At 66.2% G+C, this 18217-nt stretch carries 22 protein-coding genes and 6 pseudogenes; 12 read left to right on the top strand and 16 right to left on the bottom strand.

Annotated elements, in window-relative coordinates:
* Position 1: 1 nt before the first annotated feature.
* Positions 2–361 (bottom strand): hypothetical protein, encoded by a 360-nt coding sequence (locus tag GNX96_RS41865; RefSeq protein WP_279582915.1) that lies wholly within the window; start codon positions 359–361, stop codon positions 2–4.
* Positions 358–822: a hypothetical protein gene (locus GNX96_RS41870; RefSeq protein WP_279582916.1), complete on the bottom strand. Its 465-nt coding sequence runs from the start codon at positions 820–822 to the stop codon at positions 358–360. Before GNX96_RS41870 ends, GNX96_RS41865 begins: the two co-directional genes overlap by 4 nt.
* A 143-nt stretch (positions 823–965) precedes the next feature.
* Between GNX96_RS41870 and GNX96_RS41875 the strand changes: the two genes are divergently transcribed.
* Positions 966–1520 carry a histidine phosphatase family protein gene (locus tag GNX96_RS41875; protein ID WP_163573129.1) on the top strand — a complete coding sequence of 185 codons (555 nt, stop codon included), beginning with the start codon at positions 966–968 and terminating at the stop codon, positions 1518–1520.
* Here the strand turns inward: GNX96_RS41875 and GNX96_RS41880 are convergent.
* The 9 genes and pseudogenes from GNX96_RS41880 to GNX96_RS41900 all read right to left on the bottom strand — a co-directional run bounded on the left by GNX96_RS41880 (position 1504) and on the right by GNX96_RS41900 (position 6512).
* A complete protein-coding gene (locus GNX96_RS41880) occupies positions 1504–2205 on the bottom strand; it encodes a hypothetical protein (RefSeq protein ID WP_279582917.1) in 702 nt (233 codons plus the stop codon). The genes GNX96_RS41875 and GNX96_RS41880 overlap by 17 nt on opposite strands.
* Positions 2168–2443 carry a hypothetical protein gene (locus GNX96_RS41885; RefSeq protein ID WP_163573131.1) on the bottom strand — a complete coding sequence of 92 codons (276 nt, stop codon included), beginning with the start codon at positions 2441–2443 and terminating at the stop codon, positions 2168–2170. Before GNX96_RS41885 ends, GNX96_RS41880 begins: the two co-directional genes overlap by 38 nt.
* A gap of 91 nt (positions 2444–2534) precedes the next feature.
* Positions 2535–2678, bottom strand: coding sequence for a helix-turn-helix transcriptional regulator (locus tag GNX96_RS59270; RefSeq protein WP_279582918.1), 144 nt, complete (start codon positions 2676–2678; stop codon positions 2535–2537).
* A complete protein-coding gene (locus GNX96_RS59275; RefSeq protein ID WP_279582919.1) occupies positions 2656–3060 on the bottom strand; it encodes a tetratricopeptide repeat protein in 405 nt (134 codons plus the stop codon). The genes GNX96_RS59270 and GNX96_RS59275 overlap by 23 nt, the downstream gene beginning before the upstream one ends.
* 112 nt (positions 3061–3172) lie before the next feature.
* Positions 3173–3607 (bottom strand): annotated as a pseudogene (locus GNX96_RS59280) (hypothetical protein); the annotation flags it as partial.
* Complete coding sequence (locus GNX96_RS59285) at positions 3604–4359, bottom strand: MalT transcriptional regulator family protein (RefSeq protein ID WP_279582920.1); 756 nt, start codon at positions 4357–4359, stop codon at positions 3604–3606. The pseudogene GNX96_RS59280 and the gene GNX96_RS59285, both read right to left, overlap by 4 nt.
* Positions 4332–5171 carry an AAA family ATPase gene (locus GNX96_RS59290; protein ID WP_279582921.1) on the bottom strand — a complete coding sequence of 280 codons (840 nt, stop codon included), beginning with the start codon at positions 5169–5171 and terminating at the stop codon, positions 4332–4334. Before GNX96_RS59290 ends, GNX96_RS59285 begins: the two co-directional genes overlap by 28 nt.
* A gap of 503 nt (positions 5172–5674) precedes the next feature.
* Positions 5675–5845 carry a hypothetical protein gene (locus GNX96_RS41895; protein ID WP_163573132.1) on the bottom strand — a complete coding sequence of 57 codons (171 nt, stop codon included), beginning with the start codon at positions 5843–5845 and terminating at the stop codon, positions 5675–5677.
* A 202-nt stretch (positions 5846–6047) separates the two neighbouring features.
* Positions 6048–6512, bottom strand: a complete 465-nt coding sequence (locus GNX96_RS41900) for a hypothetical protein (RefSeq protein ID WP_163573133.1) — start codon at positions 6510–6512, stop codon at positions 6048–6050.
* 213 nt (positions 6513–6725) lie between these two features.
* Between GNX96_RS41900 and GNX96_RS59295 the strand changes: the two genes are divergently transcribed.
* The 8 genes and pseudogenes from GNX96_RS59295 (at position 6726) to GNX96_RS41920 (ending at position 11947) form a co-directional block, all read left to right on the top strand.
* Positions 6726–7292, top strand: a complete 567-nt coding sequence (locus GNX96_RS59295) for an acyl-CoA dehydrogenase family protein (protein WP_279582922.1) — start codon at positions 6726–6728, stop codon at positions 7290–7292.
* Positions 7177–7518: pseudogene (locus GNX96_RS59300) on the top strand (acyl-CoA dehydrogenase family protein); the annotation flags it as partial. The gene GNX96_RS59295 and the pseudogene GNX96_RS59300, both read left to right, overlap by 116 nt.
* A 103-nt stretch (positions 7519–7621) precedes the next feature.
* Complete coding sequence (locus GNX96_RS59305) at positions 7622–7915, top strand: acyl-CoA dehydrogenase family protein (RefSeq protein WP_279582923.1); 294 nt, start codon at positions 7622–7624, stop codon at positions 7913–7915.
* Positions 7916–7925: 10 nt separating this feature from the next.
* Positions 7926–8681 (top strand): hypothetical protein, encoded by a 756-nt coding sequence (locus GNX96_RS59310; protein ID WP_279582924.1) that lies wholly within the window; start codon positions 7926–7928, stop codon positions 8679–8681.
* Positions 8678–9586: an alpha/beta fold hydrolase gene (locus GNX96_RS59315; RefSeq protein WP_279582925.1), complete on the top strand. Its 909-nt coding sequence runs from the start codon at positions 8678–8680 to the stop codon at positions 9584–9586. Before GNX96_RS59310 ends, GNX96_RS59315 begins: the two co-directional genes overlap by 4 nt.
* A 110-nt stretch (positions 9587–9696) precedes the next feature.
* A pseudogene (locus GNX96_RS66335) lies at positions 9697–9945 on the top strand (alpha/beta fold hydrolase); the annotation flags it as partial.
* 5 nt (positions 9946–9950) lie between these two features.
* Positions 9951–10388 (top strand): alpha/beta fold hydrolase, encoded by a 438-nt coding sequence (locus tag GNX96_RS66340; protein WP_390624291.1) that lies wholly within the window; start codon positions 9951–9953, stop codon positions 10386–10388.
* Between the two features lie 11 nt (positions 10389–10399).
* Complete coding sequence (locus GNX96_RS41920; protein ID WP_163573134.1) at positions 10400–11947, top strand: long-chain-fatty-acid--CoA ligase; 1548 nt, start codon at positions 10400–10402, stop codon at positions 11945–11947.
* Between the two features lie 9 nt (positions 11948–11956).
* Here the strand turns inward: GNX96_RS41920 and GNX96_RS41925 are convergent, their stop codons facing one another.
* Entirely contained in the window at positions 11957–13051 is a 1095-nt protein-coding gene (locus GNX96_RS41925) for a low temperature requirement protein A (protein ID WP_279582928.1), read from the bottom strand.
* Positions 13052–13126: 75 nt separating this feature from the next.
* Positions 13127–14242: an MFS transporter gene (locus tag GNX96_RS41930; RefSeq protein WP_163573136.1), complete on the bottom strand. Its 1116-nt coding sequence runs from the start codon at positions 14240–14242 to the stop codon at positions 13127–13129.
* A 47-nt stretch (positions 14243–14289) separates the two neighbouring features.
* Here GNX96_RS41930 and pdxR point away from each other — a divergent pair.
* Positions 14290–15651, top strand: a pseudogene (gene pdxR, locus GNX96_RS66345) (MocR-like pyridoxine biosynthesis transcription factor PdxR).
* Positions 15652–15731: 80 nt separating this feature from the next.
* On the top strand, positions 15732–15914 hold the full coding sequence (locus GNX96_RS41940; protein ID WP_163573137.1) for a hypothetical protein: 183 nt from the start codon (positions 15732–15734) through the stop codon (positions 15912–15914).
* A gap of 42 nt (positions 15915–15956) precedes the next feature.
* Here the strand turns inward: GNX96_RS41940 and GNX96_RS41945 are convergent, their stop codons facing one another.
* Both GNX96_RS41945 and GNX96_RS41950 read right to left on the bottom strand, forming a co-directional pair.
* Positions 15957–16439, bottom strand: a complete 483-nt coding sequence (locus tag GNX96_RS41945) for a GNAT family N-acetyltransferase (protein ID WP_163573138.1) — start codon at positions 16437–16439, stop codon at positions 15957–15959.
* A 26-nt stretch (positions 16440–16465) separates the two neighbouring features.
* Positions 16466–16834 (bottom strand): annotated as a pseudogene (locus GNX96_RS41950) (ArsR/SmtB family transcription factor).
* An 80-nt stretch (positions 16835–16914) separates the two neighbouring features.
* Between GNX96_RS41950 and GNX96_RS41955 the strand changes: the two are divergent.
* A pseudogene (locus tag GNX96_RS41955) lies at positions 16915–17320 on the top strand (ArsI/CadI family heavy metal resistance metalloenzyme).
* Between the two features lie 158 nt (positions 17321–17478).
* Here GNX96_RS41955 and GNX96_RS41960 read toward each other — a convergent pair.
* On the bottom strand, positions 17479–17841 hold the full coding sequence (locus GNX96_RS41960) for a hypothetical protein (protein WP_163573139.1): 363 nt from the start codon (positions 17839–17841) through the stop codon (positions 17479–17481).
* Between the last annotated feature and the right edge of the window lie 376 nt (positions 17842–18217).

Consider the following 18217-nt stretch of genomic DNA (forward strand, 5'->3'; position numbering starts at 1 on the left):
ATCAGCGGCACGTACCCACCGGGGCGACGGGGTTGTCCGGGTTGAAGGAGTCCCGGGTCGAGCCGGCTACCCGCTTCTGGTCCGGCGGCGCGGGCGCGATGAACTGCTTGCCGGCGTACGCGCAGTCGATGTTGGTCACCGAGGCCGCGCTGTGGTTGAGCCAGAGGCCCGCCGAGGTCGGCTTCACGTCCGCGCGGTGGTAGACCCACCAGCGCAGCTGATCATGCACCACCACCAGCCGGTCGCCGGGTTTCTTCGACTCGCCGGTGAACGGATAGACCCACACGTAGTTGGTGTCGATTTCCAGCACGGCCAACCCAGAGTCATCCACCGAGGCGTCCACTGTCGTCGCGCCACTCACCCGGGGGGCTGCTCGGCGGCGAGGGTGGTGCCCGGCGCGGTCCGAATGGCCGCGCCGGTGAGCGGACCGGTCAGGAACGTGTCCCTTACGTCACCCTGGTCCGCCTCGGCGAACAGCGCCAGAAAGCCGTTGACCTGCCGATCGACCACCATCCGCGGGTCCAGATGGCCGGCCACCAGCGCCGCCTTGACGTTCTGCTGCGCACGGCTCACCTGATCCACCGACCAGTTCTTGACCGCCCGTGGCGCCGGCATCGCGATCCCGGCCGCGCCGACCGCGAAGCTGGCCGCCGGAGTGCCGTCGTACGGACTCGCACCTCCGCCCGACGCCGAGCCCGTCGGCTGCGGCGAGCCGCCGCCAGGTCCGTTGCCCGGCCCGGTCAACGCCCACGCGCCGGCGATCACCACAACGACCAGCAGACCGCCACAGATCCGCCAGATCATCGACGGCGAAACGACCACCTGCCACGCGCTTCGCGGCCTGTCGTGTCGAGGGTTCCTACCAGTCACAATGACTGCGACAGTACGTCCCGACCAGCCCGCCACCAAATGCCCGCCAGCCGATGCCCGAACGACTGCCCGCGGGGGAACGGAGTTCCTCAAAGGTGCCGGTCATCCTTACGTACGAGACACATTCGATCACCGAGGACAACGAAAACGGCATCGCCACCGGCTGGCTCGGCTGGGCCGGCTTTCCACCCACGGCCGGGCCCCTCGCCGCCGACCTCGGCAAGCGCCGCCGGGACACTGGCCTCGCCGCGGTTTTCGTCTCCGACCTGACCCGCGCCATAGAGACCGCCAAGATCGCCTTCGGCGACACCGGCATTCCCACCTACCAGGACACCCGGCTGCGCGAATGCGACTACGGCGATCTCAACGGCCACCCGGTGACCGAGGTCGCGGCCGTACGAGCGAACCACCTCGAGTCGCCGTTTCCGGGCGGTCAGAGCTATCGGCAGGTGATCGACGCGACCGCTGAGTTTCTCCGAGAACTGGCCGCGGACTGGGACGGGAAACGGGTGCTGATGATCTCTCACTCGGCCAACCGGTGGGCTCTGCTCGCCGGCGCCCGGATGGAAGACCTCGTCAACGCCCCGTTCCATTGGCAGGAGGGTTGGACGTACGAAATCCCGTCGGGCTGGGTTAACAACCACCCCTGATGTCAAGTGACCTGGTCGGGTCGTACGCGGAGTCGCCGAGGTCGGTGCCCGGGTTCGGACCAGGGTCCGCCATTGGCGTGTACGGCTTGATGAAGCCCTTGTTCGCGGCACCACAGTCGATGTTGTATTTGTAGTCCTCGCTCCGATTGACCCACATTCCGGCGGAGGATCGCGTCACTTTCTCCGCTTGGTAGAAGCCCCAGCGGATCTCGTCGTGGACGACCACGACCCGCTCGCCGGGCCGGATCGACTGCCCCTGGAACGGATAGGCCCAGACGTAGTTTGTGGTGATCTGCAGAATCGGCCGGCCGTCGTCGTCTTTGGTGGCCTTTACCGTCGTCACTCCGGACAGCCTGGGCTGATCCTTGGCGAGGGTGGCGCCAGCGTCGACCCGTACGACCAGGGCCTGTTTCGCCTCGGCAAGCCTCTTTTTCGACTCAGCACGGCTATCCGGCGCAAGCAAGGCCAGAAAGCCTGCGAAATCACCGGAAACCAGCACGCGGTGGTCGAGATGCGACGCGATCAGTGCTGATTTCACCGTTCCGAGATCGTGGCTGACCTCGTCCGCTGACCAGGCGCCGGTCTTCACGCCTTTCGGCAGCACGATTGCGTTGGCACCTTCGGCGAACTTTTCCGCTGGAGTGCCCTCAAACGGCCCGAACACCCGGTTTGCCGCCGGTGTCACCTTCGGGATCGCAGCGGCGGCGGGCGTGGTGGCGTGGGCCGCGGGTGATGGTGTCCGTCACCCAACTCACCGCCAGTCCGGCGCCGGCCAGCACCGCCACCACGGCGACCACCACCGCGATGCGGCTGGTTCGCGGTTTTTTGCGACCCGTACGCAACTTCCGAGCCGCTCGCCGCTGTTTGCGTTTGCTTCCCAGCGGCTCGACGATCTTCCAGAAATCCTCGTCGTTCTGTGACACCCGACCCGTCCCCCGTTCGCGGACTGCCATACCCCGTCGGACAGCAGGCCCAGCGGGATAGTAAGGAATTCCGGACCGTCCCGCCGCTGGTTTAGCTAAAAAGATCGAGCTCGCGGGCCCGGGCGACGGCCTCGGTACGATTGCGGGCCTGCAGGCGACCGAAGATCTGGTTCAAGTGCCACTTCGTCGTACCAACCGTGATGAAAAGCTTGTCAGCGATCTGCTGGTTGGACATGCCGGTGGCGATCAGCGACAGGATGCGTTTGCTGGGTGCTGGTTAGTGGCTCGATCACACCCATCCCTTCGACCGTACGAGTTCGCGCTGCCTTGGTCGGCCGACGGCGTGGGGCAGCGCCGATCCGGGACAACAGGTCGGCGACGAAATCCGGTGCGGTGGACCGAATGTCCTTCAGCAGCGGAACCGCCGACTGGCCCTCGTCGAGAAAGGTTCGGCGGTAACCGTCCGGCGCTGCCAACTCAACAGCCCTGGCCAGCAGTTCGCGAGCGCGGGACCGCTCCCCGAGCGCGGCCCTGGCGCGGGCGGTGACGGCGAGAATGGCGATCAGGCTGCCGTCCCGGCCCTCCTGCGCGGCCCGCGACTCGATCGTCTCCAGCACCTCCAAAGCCTGTTTCGGACGCTTCTGCGCAAGAAAAAAGCCGCGCCCGGGTCAGCTGCTCGTAGTCGGACGAGGACGGGTGATCGTCGGCGATCTCCCGCAAGGCCTGCTCGGCGGCGGCCGGGTTGCCGGTACGCAGGTTCAGCTCCGCGATGGTGGCGATCACCAGTCGGGCCCGCCGGCCGTCCTCGGCCGCGTCCGCCTGCCGGCGGGCGGTCAGCAGCGCCCGGAATCCCTCGTCCACCGCACCCTTGACGACATGCAGACGCGCCAACGTGCGCAGCCCGAGCAGCGTGTACGACGTGGTGCCGAGCTGTTCGCAGCGAGCGATCCCGTCCTGCAGATGTTGTTGCGCGGAGCCAAGTTCGTCGCGTTCGTAGAGCAGGGTGCCCAGCGGCACCTCGGCCAGCCCGGCCATCGGCAGCGGCCGCCCGGCCGGGTCGGTGTGCGCACGCAGAGCGTCCTCGCACAGGACCACGGCCTCTCGCAGCCTTCCCTGGACATACAACAAAGGCGCGAGATAGCCGGTGGCTTCCAAGGCACTCAACGGATTACCGCTGCGCGCTCCCCCAGTCGTACGGCCGCGCGCAACACATTTATGGCACCGCGCCGATCACCGGTCAGCCGGCGAGCCTGACCGAGCGCGCCCATCGCGGCGGCCCGGAAGAACGAGGTGCTGTCGCCCACCTGGTCGAGCACCGCGCCGGCGATTTCGGCCGCCTGCGCCGGTTCTCCCCTGGTCAGTGCGAGATATGCCTGGAAGGTGCCCAACATCGCCCGGTCCGAAGCGGGCGCGTCAGCGGCCATCTGGTCCTGCGCGATCCGTGCGTACGACTCGGCCTCTTCCCGGCGCCCAGCGAGGTAAAGCAGCCATCCCTTGTATCCAGCCAAATCCGCGTGCGCGCGGACGGTCTCCTCCGGCAGCCTGTTCAACCAGCCCAGGAGTGGGGCGAGCTCACCACCGCGTACCTGATCCTCCGCGACTGCTCGTACGGTCCGGATCGCCAGGTCTGGCTCACCGGCCGCGATCGCGTGTTTCACAGTGTCAGCTGGCATTTCATGGCTGGCATACCACTGCGCGGCCCGGTGGTGACTGTCTCGCGCGGTCGCTGGATCCAGCTCGCGTCTTAGGTAATCGGCGAAAAGACCGTGATAGCGGTGCCATTCACCGCGATCATCCAGCGGCACCAAGAAAAGATTGGCCCGCTCCAACTGGCGGATGACCGCCGCGCTGTCTGTCCGGCCGGTGACCGCGTCGCACAGCGACGGAGTCAGCCGGTCAAGAACGGACGTACGCAACAAAAAAAGTCGCGCCGCTCGGCCGGCTGGCCGCGCAACACCTCCTCGGCGAGATAGTCCAGCACGTACCGATCACCGGACCGGTACGTGACCGAAGCGGCACTCGGAAGACCGTCGCGCAACCCGATACCGAGCATTTGCAGACCAGCCGCCCAGCCCTCGGCGCGCTGGTGCAGGGCCGTCACCGTACGCTCATCGACCGCCGAACCGGTGACGCCTGACCGCAACAGCGCGCCGGCCTCGGCGGCGGAGAACCGCAACTGGGCCGCGCCCACCTCGGCAAGCACCACACGACCCCGCCAGCGGGCCAGCGGCAGGTCCGGCTCATGCCGGCTGATGAGCACCAGGTGCAGCCGTGGCGGGCAGCGTTCGACCAGGAATGACAGGACGTCGAGGATCTCCGGCTCGGCGATCACATGGAAGTCGTCCAGCACCAAGACCATCTCGGCCGGCACCGCCGCGAGGTCGTTGACCAGCGCGGCGACCACCGCGGGCACCGACTGCGGGCTGGCCATCAGCAGCGTACGAGCCAAGTCCGCGACCTCGTCGCCCAAGCCGCCGGCGACGGTCAGCAGATAGTCCAGAAAACGCGCCGGCACGTCATCGTCCTCGTCCAACGTCAGCCAGCCGGACCGTACCGACTGCTCCCGCAGCCACGTACTCACCAGCGTCGTCTTCCCGAACCCGGGCGGCGCCGTGACGAGGGTGAGCGGCCTGGACAGCACCCCATCCAGCAGCCGCAGGGCGGCCGCCCGCGGCACCAACCCCGGCCAGCCTGGGGGGATAAGCAGTTTGGTGGCGACCAGCCGCATACCCCACCTCCCGGACCGACCCTAACTTTCCCGCCAACCCCTGACCAGACCCACACTCCCGACTACCACCCCACCCAGAACCATCACCCTTACCGCCAAGGTGGCCACCTTCGACGGGACCCAGCCCCGCCGCCCTCACCCCGTACGGGACCGTCACCATTCCCATCAAATTGGTCCACTTAGACGGGACCCAGCCCCCGTCCGGCGCCATCGGCCGCCAGGCCGATGTTGTCGCCCCTCCGGCAGGAGCGTCCGCCTTTGTAGGCCCGCGGTCTTTGCGGGCCTACAAAGGCGGACGCTCCTGCCGTAGTCGACGGCGCCCCGCGCCGAAGGCGCCAGAAAAATCGGGGGCCATCGGCAGTAGCCCCGAGAAACCCACCCCGACACCGCCCTTTGGTGTCGGGGTGGGTTTCTCGGGGCTGGTAGACGAGGCACCGCACCCTCACAGAAAACGCCTTCAACCAAGGCACCCAGACCACGCGCGCTCTATATAGAAGCCCACTTTATTTGTGGTTGGGGCAGGTGTCGGGGCCGTCCACTGGCTGATCTGGGCTGTAGTCCTCGCCGCCGCCGGCGACCCCGGTCCCCTGGTCTTTCCAGCTCGCCGGCGCGATCAGGCCGTGCGCGATTTGTTGGCAGTCCATGTTGTAGACGTACGCTTGGGTGCCCTCCACCCAGAGCCCACGGGACTCGGGGGGCCGACGTGACTATCGCTGTAGCTACCCCACTTGGTCTCGTCGTGGACCACGACCACGTGCTCGCCCGGATGGTTTGTGCCAACGCCGGCGAACGCGTACGCCCAGACGTAGTTCGTGGTGATTTGCAGGTAGCTGTGGCCATCCTCGTCCTTGCCCACACCGAATGTCATTTTTCCTTTCACTCGCGGGGAAAGATCGGCGAGTGTCCGGGAGCGGTCCGGATCATCTCGCTGAAACTGTCCTTGGCCAGCGATAGTTTGGCTAGTGACCGGTAACCGGGCGCGACCTGCGCGAGATATCCAGCCGGGTCGCCGGTGACCAGCAGCCGGTGGTCCAGATGGCTCGAAACCAGCGCCGCCTTGACCGCGCTGAGGTCCCGGGCCACGTCGGCAGCGGACCAGTCACCGGCTTTCGCAGCTGGCGGTGGCACGATGCCGGCGGCGCCTTCGGCGTACGACGCCGCGTTGGTGCCCTCGAAGCCGTTGTAGATCCTGGTGTCCGAGTCAGCGGAGTTGGCCAGCGGGTTGTGAAAGGTCGGCCGCCAGCCCTCTCGCCACGCACCGTAACCAACCACCAGCGCCACCCCGAGCACCAGCGCGACGACCGTGGTGGGTGACGACCATCGGAATCCGTTGTGCGACATTGCCTTGCCCCCATGAAAGTCCGCGCCCAGTCCAGGCTCAGGGACCACCGTAAACGCGCACCGACCGGCGTGGGTGCGCTTCCCTCGGACACGTACGAATAACGTACGACGCGAGCGGCCGGTGACGGCGCCCTAACTTTTCTCCCCTAACTTTAGGCAGGTCCGGTGGCCCTCTCCTGGCCATACCGTGAGAACACACGGCGAGGAGGCATGATGACCGACAAGACCGAAACAGGCGATTTCTACGCACTGGCGGACGCGCTGCCGGACAACGACCAGCGACTGCTGGCCAGGCTGCGGGCTTTCCTGGCCACCGAGGTGGCCCCCACCGCGAACGAGCACTGGATCCATGAGGAATTCCCGTACGAGCTGATTGGCAAGCTCGGCGGATTGGGTATCGCCGGTCTGTCGTACGACGGGTACGGCTGCGCCGGTCGGAGCAGCCTGCTGGATGGCTTTGTGGCGCTGGAATTCGCCCGCGTCGACCCGTCGATCGCGACGTTTTTTTTCGGTGTCCACACCGGGGCTCGCGATGGGCTCGATCTACCTTTGTGGCTCCGAGGAGGAACAGAAGAGGACGTGGCTGCCGGCGATGGCCCGGTTCGAGAAGGTCGGCGCTTTCGGTCTCACCGAGCCCGAGGCCGGCTCCGGCGCGGCCCGCGGGCTGACCACCACGGCCCGCCGGGACGGGGACGAATGGGTTTTGTCGGGCCAGAAGAAGTGGATCGGCAACGCGACTTTCGCCGATGTCACGGTGATCTGGGCCCGCGATGTGGCTGACGGAAACGTCCGCGGATTCCTGGTCGAGAAGGGCAGTCCCGGCTTCACCCCCACCAAGATCCTGAACAAGATGGCGCTGCGTACGGTCCAGAACGCGCACATCGAGCTGCGTGACTGTCGCGTACCGGAGTCGCACCGGCTCGGCCATGCCGACTCGTTCGCCGACACCGCAGCGGTTTTGCGGATGACTCGTACGTCGGTGGCCTGGCAGGCCGTCGGATGCTCGATCGGCGCGTACGAACGGGCTTTGGACTATTCCAAGAAACGCGAGCAGTTCGGCCGGCCGGCCGATCGGCGGCTTCCAGCTGGTCCAGGACATGTTGGTGAAAATGCTGGGAAACATTACCGCGTCGCTGTGCATGGTCGCCCAGCTGTCCCGTCTGCAGGACGCCGGCCGGATGACCGAGGAGCAGGCGTCGCTGGCGAAAGCCTTCGCTACCACCAAAATGCGTGAGACGGTCGGGCTCGCGCGCGAGCTGATGGGCGGCAACGGGATCCTCCTGGAGCATGAGGTCGGCCGGTTCGTCGCGGACGCCGAGGCGATCCATTCCTACGAGGGAACGCGCGAGATGAACACCCTGATCGTCGGCCGGGCGATCACCGGCTTTTCGGCCTTTGTCTAGGAGACCTGTCATGACTTCGAGCCTCAACCCGGACAGCGCGGCCGACTCGATCGGCGGCCCCAACCCCATTGTCGGCTTTCGCCGCAAAGACCTGCTGGACTCGTTGCGTACGGTCATTGGCGAAACCATCCGACACCCGCAACACACTGTCGGCAGCCTTGCTCATCTCGCCCACGCCGGCCTGGACATCGGCCGCGGCAAGGCGACTTTCACGCCCGGCGCCAAAGATCGCCGATTCGCCGATCAGGCGTGGTCGGAGAACGTTCTCTATCAGCGGATGTTGCAGCTCTACCTGGCCGCGGACGCCGAGCTGGACAGGTGGATCGGCGGCTCCGAACTGTCCACTATGGACCGCGAGCGAACCCGTTTCGTCCTGTCGCTGGGATTGGACGCACTCGCGCCGAGCAATCTGCCGACGAATCCGGCGGCGCTCAAGCGGTTCATCGAGACCGGCGGCCGCAGCGCGGTCAGCGGAATCCGCCAGCTCGTCGACGATGTTCTTCACAACGGCGGGATGCCCCGGCAAGTGGACACCAACCGCTTCCAGGTCGGCGGCAACCTCGCCGGCACGCCCGGCTCAGTGGTCTTCCGGAACGAGGTGCTGGAACTGATTCAGTACGAGAGCGCGGACCGAGCGGGTCCACGCCCGACCGTTGCTGATCGCGCCGCCGCCCGCAGATCAACAAGTACTACGTTTTCGACCTGTCCGAACAGAAAAGCCTGGCCCGGTACGCACTGGACAACGGCTTCCAGGTTTTCGTGGTGAGCTGGCGCAACCCGACCGCCGAGCAGCGCGAATGGACGCTGGCGACCTATCTTCGTGCGCTCGAAGAAGCCATCGACACGGTCTGCGACATCACCGGCAGCGCGGACGTCAACCTCGGCGGTGCCTGCTCCGGCGGCATCACGTCGGTCGCCATGAGCGCGGCTTTCGCCGCGCGTGGCATCGCTCGTATCCACTCTTTGACCTTGTTCGTCAGCGTTTTCGACATGGCCGCCGACCGTACGCTGCTGGGCGTCTTCGCCAGTGAGGAAACACTGGCCGCCGCCAAACGCCACTCGCACGCCAAGGGCGTCCTGGACGGTCGCGAGCTGGGTCGGGTTTTCAACCTGCTGCGGCCAAACGACCTGATCTGGTCGTACTGGGTGAACAACTACCTGCTCGGCAACAAGCCGCCCGCTTTTGACGTGCTCTACTGGAACAACGACACGACCCGGCTGCCGGCCGCCTTCCACGGCGAGCTGATCGACATTTATCGCGACAACTCGCTCGCCACCCCGGGAGCCGTCGTGGTGGACGGCACGCCGCTGGATCTGGGAAAGATCGACTGTGACGCTTTCGTGATGGGCGGTACGACCGACCACATCACCCCCTGGGACGCCTGTTACCGGTCGTCCTTGCGGCTGACCGGGAATGTCGAGTTCACCTTGAGCAACTCCGGGCATATCCAGAGCATCCTGAACCCGCCGGGCAACCCGAAGTCCAGCTATTTCAGCAATCCGGACCGGCCGGAGTCGGCGGCAGACTGGAAGGCCGGCGCGACCAAGGTCGCCGGCAGTTGGTGGCCTCGCTGGATGGAGTGGCTCGGCGAGCGATCGGGCGACTTTGTCGACGCGCCGATCATTGACGCTGCGCTGGAAGCCGCCCCCGGCTCGTACGTACGCGGATGAACGGCACCGATGTCCTGCGGGTCGGCCGCCAACAGCTGCACGTGGACATACGCGCCGGCGAAGGAACGCCTTTGTTGCTGTGCAACGGCATTGGCGCGAACCTGGAGCTGATGCGGCCGTTCGTCGAACGGCTGGAGGCGATGCAGGGCCGGCGAATCCCGACGATCGCCTTCGACGTGCCGGGCACCGGCGGGTCACCGACACCGCGACTGCCGCGATGGATGACTGGCCACGCTCGACTGCTGCGCGAGCTGGTGACCAAACTGGGCTTTCCGCAGGTCGATGTGCTCGGCATTTCCTGGGGCGGCGCGCTCGCGCAGGAATTCGCCCACCTGAACCCGAAACTGTGCCGCCGAGTGGTGTTGTGCGCGACCAGCATGGGAATGGTGATGGTGCCGGCTCACCCGCGCGTCCTGCTGGCGCTGGCCAGTCCGACCCGGTATTTCCGGCCATCGCGCATGCGCGAGCTCGGCGCGGCGATCTACGGTGGCGGCTTTTGGCGAAGACAAAGGGGTCGCCGACGCCTTCGCCCGGGCGTCCCGGGCGCCGGATCCGCTCGGCTACTACTGGCAGATGCTCGCCGGCTGGGGCTGGACCAGTGCGTACTACCTGCCCGCTGCTGCGCCAACCGGTGCTGCTGGTGGCCGGCGACGACGACCCGATCATCCCGCTGGTGAACGCGAAGATGATGGCCCGGCTACTGCGAAAACCGACCGTCCACATTGTCCACGGCGGCGGCCACCTGGCGCTGCTCACGCACGCCGACGAACTTGTTCCGGCCATCCACACCTTCCTGTCGTAAAGGAGAAAGTCATGCTGAACCTGGCCCTCATGTTGGAGGACAGCGCGGTCCGCTTCGCCGACCGAGACGCGGTCGTGCTCGGCGACACCCGACTCTCCTATCCGGCGGTGAACGCGGCCGCGAACCAGGTCGCCAACCTGCTGGCGTCCCGCGGTGTCGGACCGGGACCGGGCGACCGAGTCGCGCTGTCATGCGCCAACGTGCCCTACTTTCCCATCGTCTACTACGGAATCCTGAAGACCGGTGCCACCGTGGTCCCATTGAACGTGATGCTCAAGGGCCGCGAGGTGGCCTACCATCTGGCCGACTCAGGGGCGAAGGCCTATCTCTGTTTCGAAGGTACGCCAGCATTGCCCATCGGCCAGCAGGGGTGGGCCGGCTTCGGCGCGACCGAAAGCTGCGAGCATTTCTTCCTGATCACCGCGGATCCGTCGGCACCTTCGCCGATCGAGGGCGCCACCACCCTGGGCGCCGCGCTGGCCGGTCAACCGGCAGTTTTCGACACCGCGGTCACCGCTCCGACCGACACCGCCGTCATCCTCTACACCAGCGGCACCACCGGCCAGCCCAAGGGCGCCGAGCTGTCGCACTCGAACATGGTGATGAACGCTGTCACCTGTCACCGGATTTTCGGTGTGGCCAAACACGAGATCCACCTGTTGGCGCTGCCGCTCTTTCATTCCTTCGGACAGACGGTCCAGATGAACGCCGGCTTCAGCTCCGGCGCGACCCTGGTGATGCTCCCTCGCTTCGACGCGAACGCCGCTCTTTCGTTGATGTTGAACGAAAAGGTCACGTTCTTCGCCGGCGTTCCGACAATGTACTGGGGCCTACTGAGCGCCGACCCGACCGCGTACGACCTACCCGAAATCGCCAACAACCTGCGGATAGCGGTCTCCGGTGGGGCCGCACTGCCAGTGGAAATCCTGGAACAGATGGAAAAGGTGTTCGGGGTCGAGGTCAGCGAGGGCTACGGCCTGTCCGAGACCAGCCCGGTCGCCACTTTCAACCATCCGGGCCGCAAACCCAAACCCGGCTCGATCGGCCAGCCGGCCTGGGGGATCGAGGTCAAGCTCGTCGACAACCAGGGCCAACGGGTGCCCGACGGCGAGACCGGTGAAATAGCGATCCGGGGCCACAACGTGATGACCGGCTACCTGGGCCGCCCGTCGGCCACCGCCGAAGCGATCAGGGACGGCTGGTTCCACACCGGCGACCTCGGCCGACAGGACGCCGACGGCGACTACTTCATTGTCGGCCGCGCCAAGGAGATGATCGTACGCGGCGGCTTCAACGTCTATCCACGCGAACTCGAGGAGGTCATGATGACCCACCCGGCGGTGAGCCTGGTCGCGGTCATCGGCGTGCCGCACGAGAGCCACGGCGAGGAAGTGAAGGCATTCGTGATCCGCACACCTGGCGCCGAGCTGGTCGAGGCCGAGTTGGTGGCATGGTGCAAGGAAAACATGGCCGGTTACAAATACCCACGCATCGTCGAGTTCCGCGAGGTTCTGCCGATGACGGCCACCGGCAAGGTCCTCAAGCGAGAACTCAGCTGAGGCGCGACACTACATCGATCCCCGCCGTCGTACGACCAGATGCTCGGTCACGTTGACGCCGACCACGACAGCGGTCAGCGCGCCAAGAGCAGCCACCGCCGGCACGTAGACGGCCAGCGGGATCAGGAAAACAGCAACTGCCGCACCAGCCAGCCGGTAGATCGAGATTCGATGGAACATCCGCCACCGGGTGTAGCCGAAAGTCGCAAGATAGAGAGCACAGCCACCAAAGAGCAGGCCCACCACGCCGATTTCCAAGCGGTGGGTGGGATGTGCGACGACGGCCGCCATGCCTACCGCGGCCGCGATGATGCCAGTCAGGAAGGCCAGGTGTCCGTACGAGAGCACCTCGCGGACGAGGTCGGTGCGTACGCTCGCGGTGAGCATCGCGTGCCGGATCGCGCTGGCGGCGAACACGTAATACACCCACCACAATGCGGCGGCGAGCACGAAAGCGATCGCGACCGCCACCAGCACGTCGACCGTCAAATGCGCCGAAGTGGCGGCTGGGGCGCCGATCGCGACGATGGATTCGCCGAGCGCGATGATGATGAAGGTGCCGAACCGCTCCGGCAGGTGGCCGGGATGGAACCGCATCGACAGCAGCCGGCGGCGGGTCAGGATAGGCGTCGCCAGGTCCAGCACCGCGGCGATGGCCCACACCGTTATCAGGATCGGGTAAGGGAAAAAGGCGCTGATCAACCGGGCCGGACCGGTGATGAACACGGCGATACTCATCGGCCCGAAGGCGAAACTTTGCTGCGGACCGGAGAAAAACAGTGAAACCACCCGCAACAGCAGGAAAGCCGCGGCGAACAACACCGCGCGGGAGCCGTACGCACCAGGCACGGCCAACGCCATGAAAAGGCTGCAGAGGCCGGTCGCGAAAATGCCGATCCGTTCGAAGGAGGTGTCCACATTGGTGGTGTTGGCGTGGATCGTGGTGCCGACCCAGGCCCAGTAAATCGGTACGAAGACAACCAAAGCTCGGCCCAGCCCGGCCCAGGACACGTCCTCACGCAGCAGCGACGACACCTCGGTGACGGCGAAGACAAAAACCAGGTCGAAGAACAGCTCGGCCCAGGTGACCGGCTTCTCAGGCACTTCCGCGGATTCGCTCATTGAGGGCAATGACCCCAGCCGACCGGCAGTCCCGGATCCAGACCGCTAGGCCGGTGATCATGCACACCCGCGCCCCACCACGCACACCGCGCCCCAACCGGCCAGCTCGTACGCGGCGACGCCGGCGGCCGTTCCAATCACCCCGCCGAGCGTGTACGCGGTCATGTAGACGGAGGCGATACGCGACCGGGCTGCGCTGGTCAGGCCGTAAACCACGCTCAGGTTCAGCAGGTGGGTGCCGTGAATCGCGATGTCGACCGCGAGCAATCCAACGAAAAACCACGTCAGGTGCTGCCCGCCCAGCCACAACACGGCGAACGAAACAGCGCCCAAAACCAGCAAAAGTCCGGTCATCGGGCGTTGCCAGCCACGGTCGGCGGCCCGGCCGGTCAGCCGGGCGGCCAGTACGCCGGCACCGCCGACCAGCGCGACCAGCCCGATCGCCGCGGCGCTGAAGTGGTACGGCGGACGGCGAGCAGGAACGCGGCGGTCGCCCAGAACACTCCGAAAGAAGCGAAAACGCAGGCACCGATCGCGGACGGCGGCGCGCAGCACCGGCTCGGTCGCCGCGAGCCGTACGGTCGCGCGCAACTGCGCAAGGTAGCCGATCGACACCTCCGGGTCGGCCGGCGCCATCGTACGAGCCAGCGTCGCCGCCAACACGAGCGTCACCGCCGCCGCGGCCAGGAACAACACCCGCCAGCCCACCGCCTGGCTGACCAGGCCGGCGACCGTACGGGACAGCAGGACACCGGTCAGGCCGCCGGTGAGCATCGTGCCGACCGCTCGGCCCCGCTCATGATCGGCGGCGACGGTCGCCGCGTACGCGACCAGGATGTTCACCACCCCAGCGCTGGCCAGCCCGACCACCACACCAGCGGCGAGCAGTACGCCCACGGTCGGCGCGATGGCCGTCAGGATCAGCGCCATCGCGTCGACACACAACAACAGGCACACCAGCGGCCGTCGTCGGACGATGTCGCCGAGCGGCACGATCAGCACCAGGGCCAGCGCATACCCGACCTGGTTGAGCGTGGTCAGCGCCGGCGTGGCCGGCCCGTACGAGCCGGTGATCTCCGGCAGCAGCGGCTGGCAGTAGTAGATGTTCGCGATGGTCAGGCCATAAGTCAGGGCCAGCAACCAGATCAGCCGGCGCGGTGTTTCGAGAGTCACCAGCGGGACGCTACGCAGTGATTGGATCGAAACTAAGATCCAATACCGTGACTGAATTCTGGCCCACTTTCGGCGTCGACCTGCACCTGGAGCTCGACCCGGCGACCGGCCGGCGGACCGGCCTGGAGCAGGCGCTGCGGTCCGCCATCCAGGCCGGCCGGCTCGCTCCGGCGGCCCGACTGCCGGCCAGCCGCAAACTGGCCGTCGAGCTGGGGCTGTCCCGCGGCACCGTACGAGCGGCATATGACCAGCTCATCGCGGAGGGCTACCTGACCTCGCGGCAGGGCTCGGGGACCGCCGTCGCGCTGATGGCCCAGCACAGCGCTCCCAGCCGCCGGCCACCGAGCGGCCGCCGCGGCACAACCTGCGCCCGGGCAGCCCCGACGTGGCGGCCTTCCCGGTCGCGGCCTGGCTGCGGTCGGCCCGGCGGGCGTTGGGCAACGCGCCGGCCGACGCGTTCGGCTACGGCGATCCGCGCGGCCGTCTGGAGCTGCGGGAAGCCCTCGCCGGCTATTTGGGGCGTACGCGTGGAGTTCTCGCCCACCCGGATCAGATCGTGATCACCAACGGCTATGTCCAAGCGCTCGTCCTCATCTCCCGCGCACTCGGCCCGTCGACCATCGCCATGGAAGACCCGGGCGTGCCTTTTCACCGAGAATTGGTACGCCGAACCGGCGCGACCGTGGTACCGGTGAATGTCGACGAGAAAGGCGCTCGTACCGACACCCTAACCGCGGCCGTACGAGCGGTGATTGTCACTTCGGCGCACCAGAATCCGACTGGCGAAACGCTGCATCCGGCTCGCCGGCTGGCACTCACCGACTGGGCCAGGGTCGACCGGCGGACTGGTTGTCGAGAATGACTACGACGGCGAATTCCGGTACGACCGGCAACCGGTCGGCGCGATCCAGGGCACCGCCCCCGATCAGGTCGCTTATCTCGGGAGCGCCTCAAAAACCCTCGGCCCGGGTCTGCGGCTGGGCTGGCTCGTCCTGCCGCCGGAGCTGATCGAAGCGGTTGTCGACGCTAAACGACACAGCGACCACCACACCGAAAACCTCGGACAGCTCACTTTCGCGGATTTCATCGCCAGCCACGACTACGACCGGCACATCCGGGCCATGCGGTTGAAATACAAGCGCCGCCGGGATCTACTGGTTTCGCGTATCAATATTCCGGTACGCGGAATCGCCGCTGGCCTGCACGCGTTGATAAAACTTCCGGACCACACCGAAGATGACATTCGTCAGGTGGCCGCCGTCAACGAGCTGTCCATCGGCTATCTGGGAGACCGTTGGCAACAGCCCGGTCACCATCAGCAAGGAATTGTCATCGGCTACGGCACCCCGCCCGATCACGCCTATTCCGACGCTCTGGATGCCCTCGTACGCACGGTTGGCAGCATTTGATGGGTTCTTGACACTTGCGCATCTGTCGCCGATCGCCGCCAGATGAGAAATTAGCAGGTGACAGGAAGAGGTGAAACATCATGCGACTGATATCAGTGGCCGCCCACAAAATCTGGCAGGCATACCGCGCGCAGGTCCGCGCCCAAGAGGCCTTCCTCCGGTCGCAGCGGCCGTGGGAAACAGAGTTTCTGCACTGGGAGGACGACGAGCTGAAAGGCTCAATCCTGCCCCCGAAACGCCTGCGCGACCTACGGTTGGGCTAGAGCCCTCGCACGGGTCGTCGCACCCGAGGACGTACGGGCCGCTCAACCGCCCGATCCCACGCGGGTGCTACGTCGTTCGATCAACACCACGTCGCGCCATCGACCGTGGTGGGCGCCGATGCGTTCGCGGACACCGACCCGGCGAAAGCCAGCGCGCTCGTGCAGGACCGCGCTGGCGGTGTTCTCCGGGAAGATTCCGCTTTGAATGGTCCAGATCCCGGCGGCCTCCGTCGAGGCGATCAATGCCTGGAGCAGCGCCAGCCCGACACCCCGTCGACCTGCCGCGGGGTCGACATAGACGCTGTGTTCCACGACTCCGGCGTACACACAGCGCGAGGACACAGCGGACACGGCGACCCAGCCCAGGACCCGTCCGTGCTGGTCAACGGCGACAAAGCGGTGCTGCGCGGCATGGGTGGCGTCCCAGGTTCGCCAGCACGGAGCCGTAGTCTCGAAACTCGCGTCACCGCTGTCCAGCCCGGCTTGGTAGATCGCCAGCACCGCCGGCGCGTGCGCGGAGGTCATCGGCACCACCTGAGCAGCACCGGTGATCACACTGTCACCGCGGCCGCGTCGCCCGGCACCAGTACAGCAGACAGGCGGGCTAATTCCTCAGGATGGACGCGGTAGTAGACCCAGGTGCCACGGCGTTCGCCGTCGATGAGAGCCCCGACTCGCGCAGCACCTTGAGATGGTGGGAAATCGTCGGGCCGGTGACTTCGAAGGCGTCGGTCAGGTCACAGACGCACGCCGCCCCCACCCTTGTGTGATGCGATCAGCGAGAGCAGACGGAGTCGGATGGGGTCTGATATCGCCTTGAACACCCGAGCCAGTTCCACGGCCTGCGACTCGGACAACGGCTTACGTGCCAGCGGTGAGCAGCAGGCGTCGATCGCGGCCAGCTCCAGTTGTCTCGACATCTGTCTATCTTGACAGAGTTCTATTTAGAGGGCAATCTAATCGAAGTTGCTTTGATGGTCATCTATCCAAGGAGGGTTCGATGTCCCGAGTTCAGCTCGCCCTGCGGGTCGGCGATCTTGCCGAGTCAATCGCGTTCTACTCCCAGCTGTTCAACGTCAAACCGGCGAAACTTCGGCCCGGTTACGCCAATTTCGCGATCACTGAGCCCGCTCTCAAGCTCGTACTGCTCGAAGGCGAACCCGGCCAAGCCACCGTAATGGACCACCTCGGCGTCGAAGTCGACTCCACCGCGCAAGTAGCCGCTGCCGCGAACAGGCTGATCGGCGAAGGTATGAAAAACACAGCTGGAAAACGACACGACGTGCTGCTACGCCTTACAGGACAAGGTCTGGGTCCACGGCCCCGGCCAGGAACCATGGGAGGTCTACACCGTCAAGGCCGACTCCCCCACCACCGCAGCACCCGCTTGCTGTACGCCCGCCTAGCGACGCCGGCCCTTCAAAGGAATTTCGACCACAATGCTCGGGTCGGCATATCAAAGAATGTTAGACGGTATTACTGGTCCGAATAATACCTACATCGCGCCCGTGCTCGGTGGTGACGGCAAGCGGCCGGCCCGTCGTACCCCGTGCGGGCCGGCCGCTCACCCCCTGCACAGGACACGACTCGGCGCGTGTTCACGTCCAACGCCATTGGGGACGCTCGCGGCGGTCGTAGTCGTGCCCTGGGAGCCTGCGGCAGGACAGAGAGAATCCTGAGTAGCGGTCGGTAGATGTGGCCGAGGCCGTCGCGCCGGCCCGGTGTCCGGTAGCGGCTGTCGTGGTGGGTCGTCCACGCTGGCCGGGTTGATGCCGTAGAACCACAACACGGTGACCGCGTTGCGCCGGACCGGGCACGGCCAGCTCTCGTTGCAGTGCCACGCCCGGCAGACAGGGATGACGCTCGCGGCGGCCGGTGGCAACAGGGGCTGGTGGTCCCGCGCGTGGATCTTCGCTACCTCGATCATCGGGGAATCCATGACCGTGCCCCTTCCTAACAGAATGTGACGAGAACGGCCCGCCGCTCACGTCGGCAGCGACGGACCCGCCCCCAGGACCGGGGTGGACGATGAGAGCTGATCTGGCCCCGGTACCCCAACCCGGCGACGGAATCCGGCCGGCCGGGGACTTTCACGACGGTCCAGAGCGCAAAATGCGGGTGCCGTGTAGTTCGTTCGGAAAGTTATGAAGCTGGTCAATCCAGCGCCGTCGAGGGGCGCCCGGTGGCGCGTCGTACCTATGCTTGGTCAGGCCACTGACGACCGCGACGCCCGACGACGGAGCCGGGTGTCGACCTGGATGTTTTCCAGCGTTGTCATCGAAATTTCCGTCACGAGCTGTTCG

This window comes from Fodinicola feengrottensis, from assembly GCF_010993775.1.
In the GTDB taxonomy this organism is placed as follows: Bacteria; Actinomycetota; Actinomycetes; order Mycobacteriales; family HKI-0501; genus Fodinicola; species Fodinicola feengrottensis.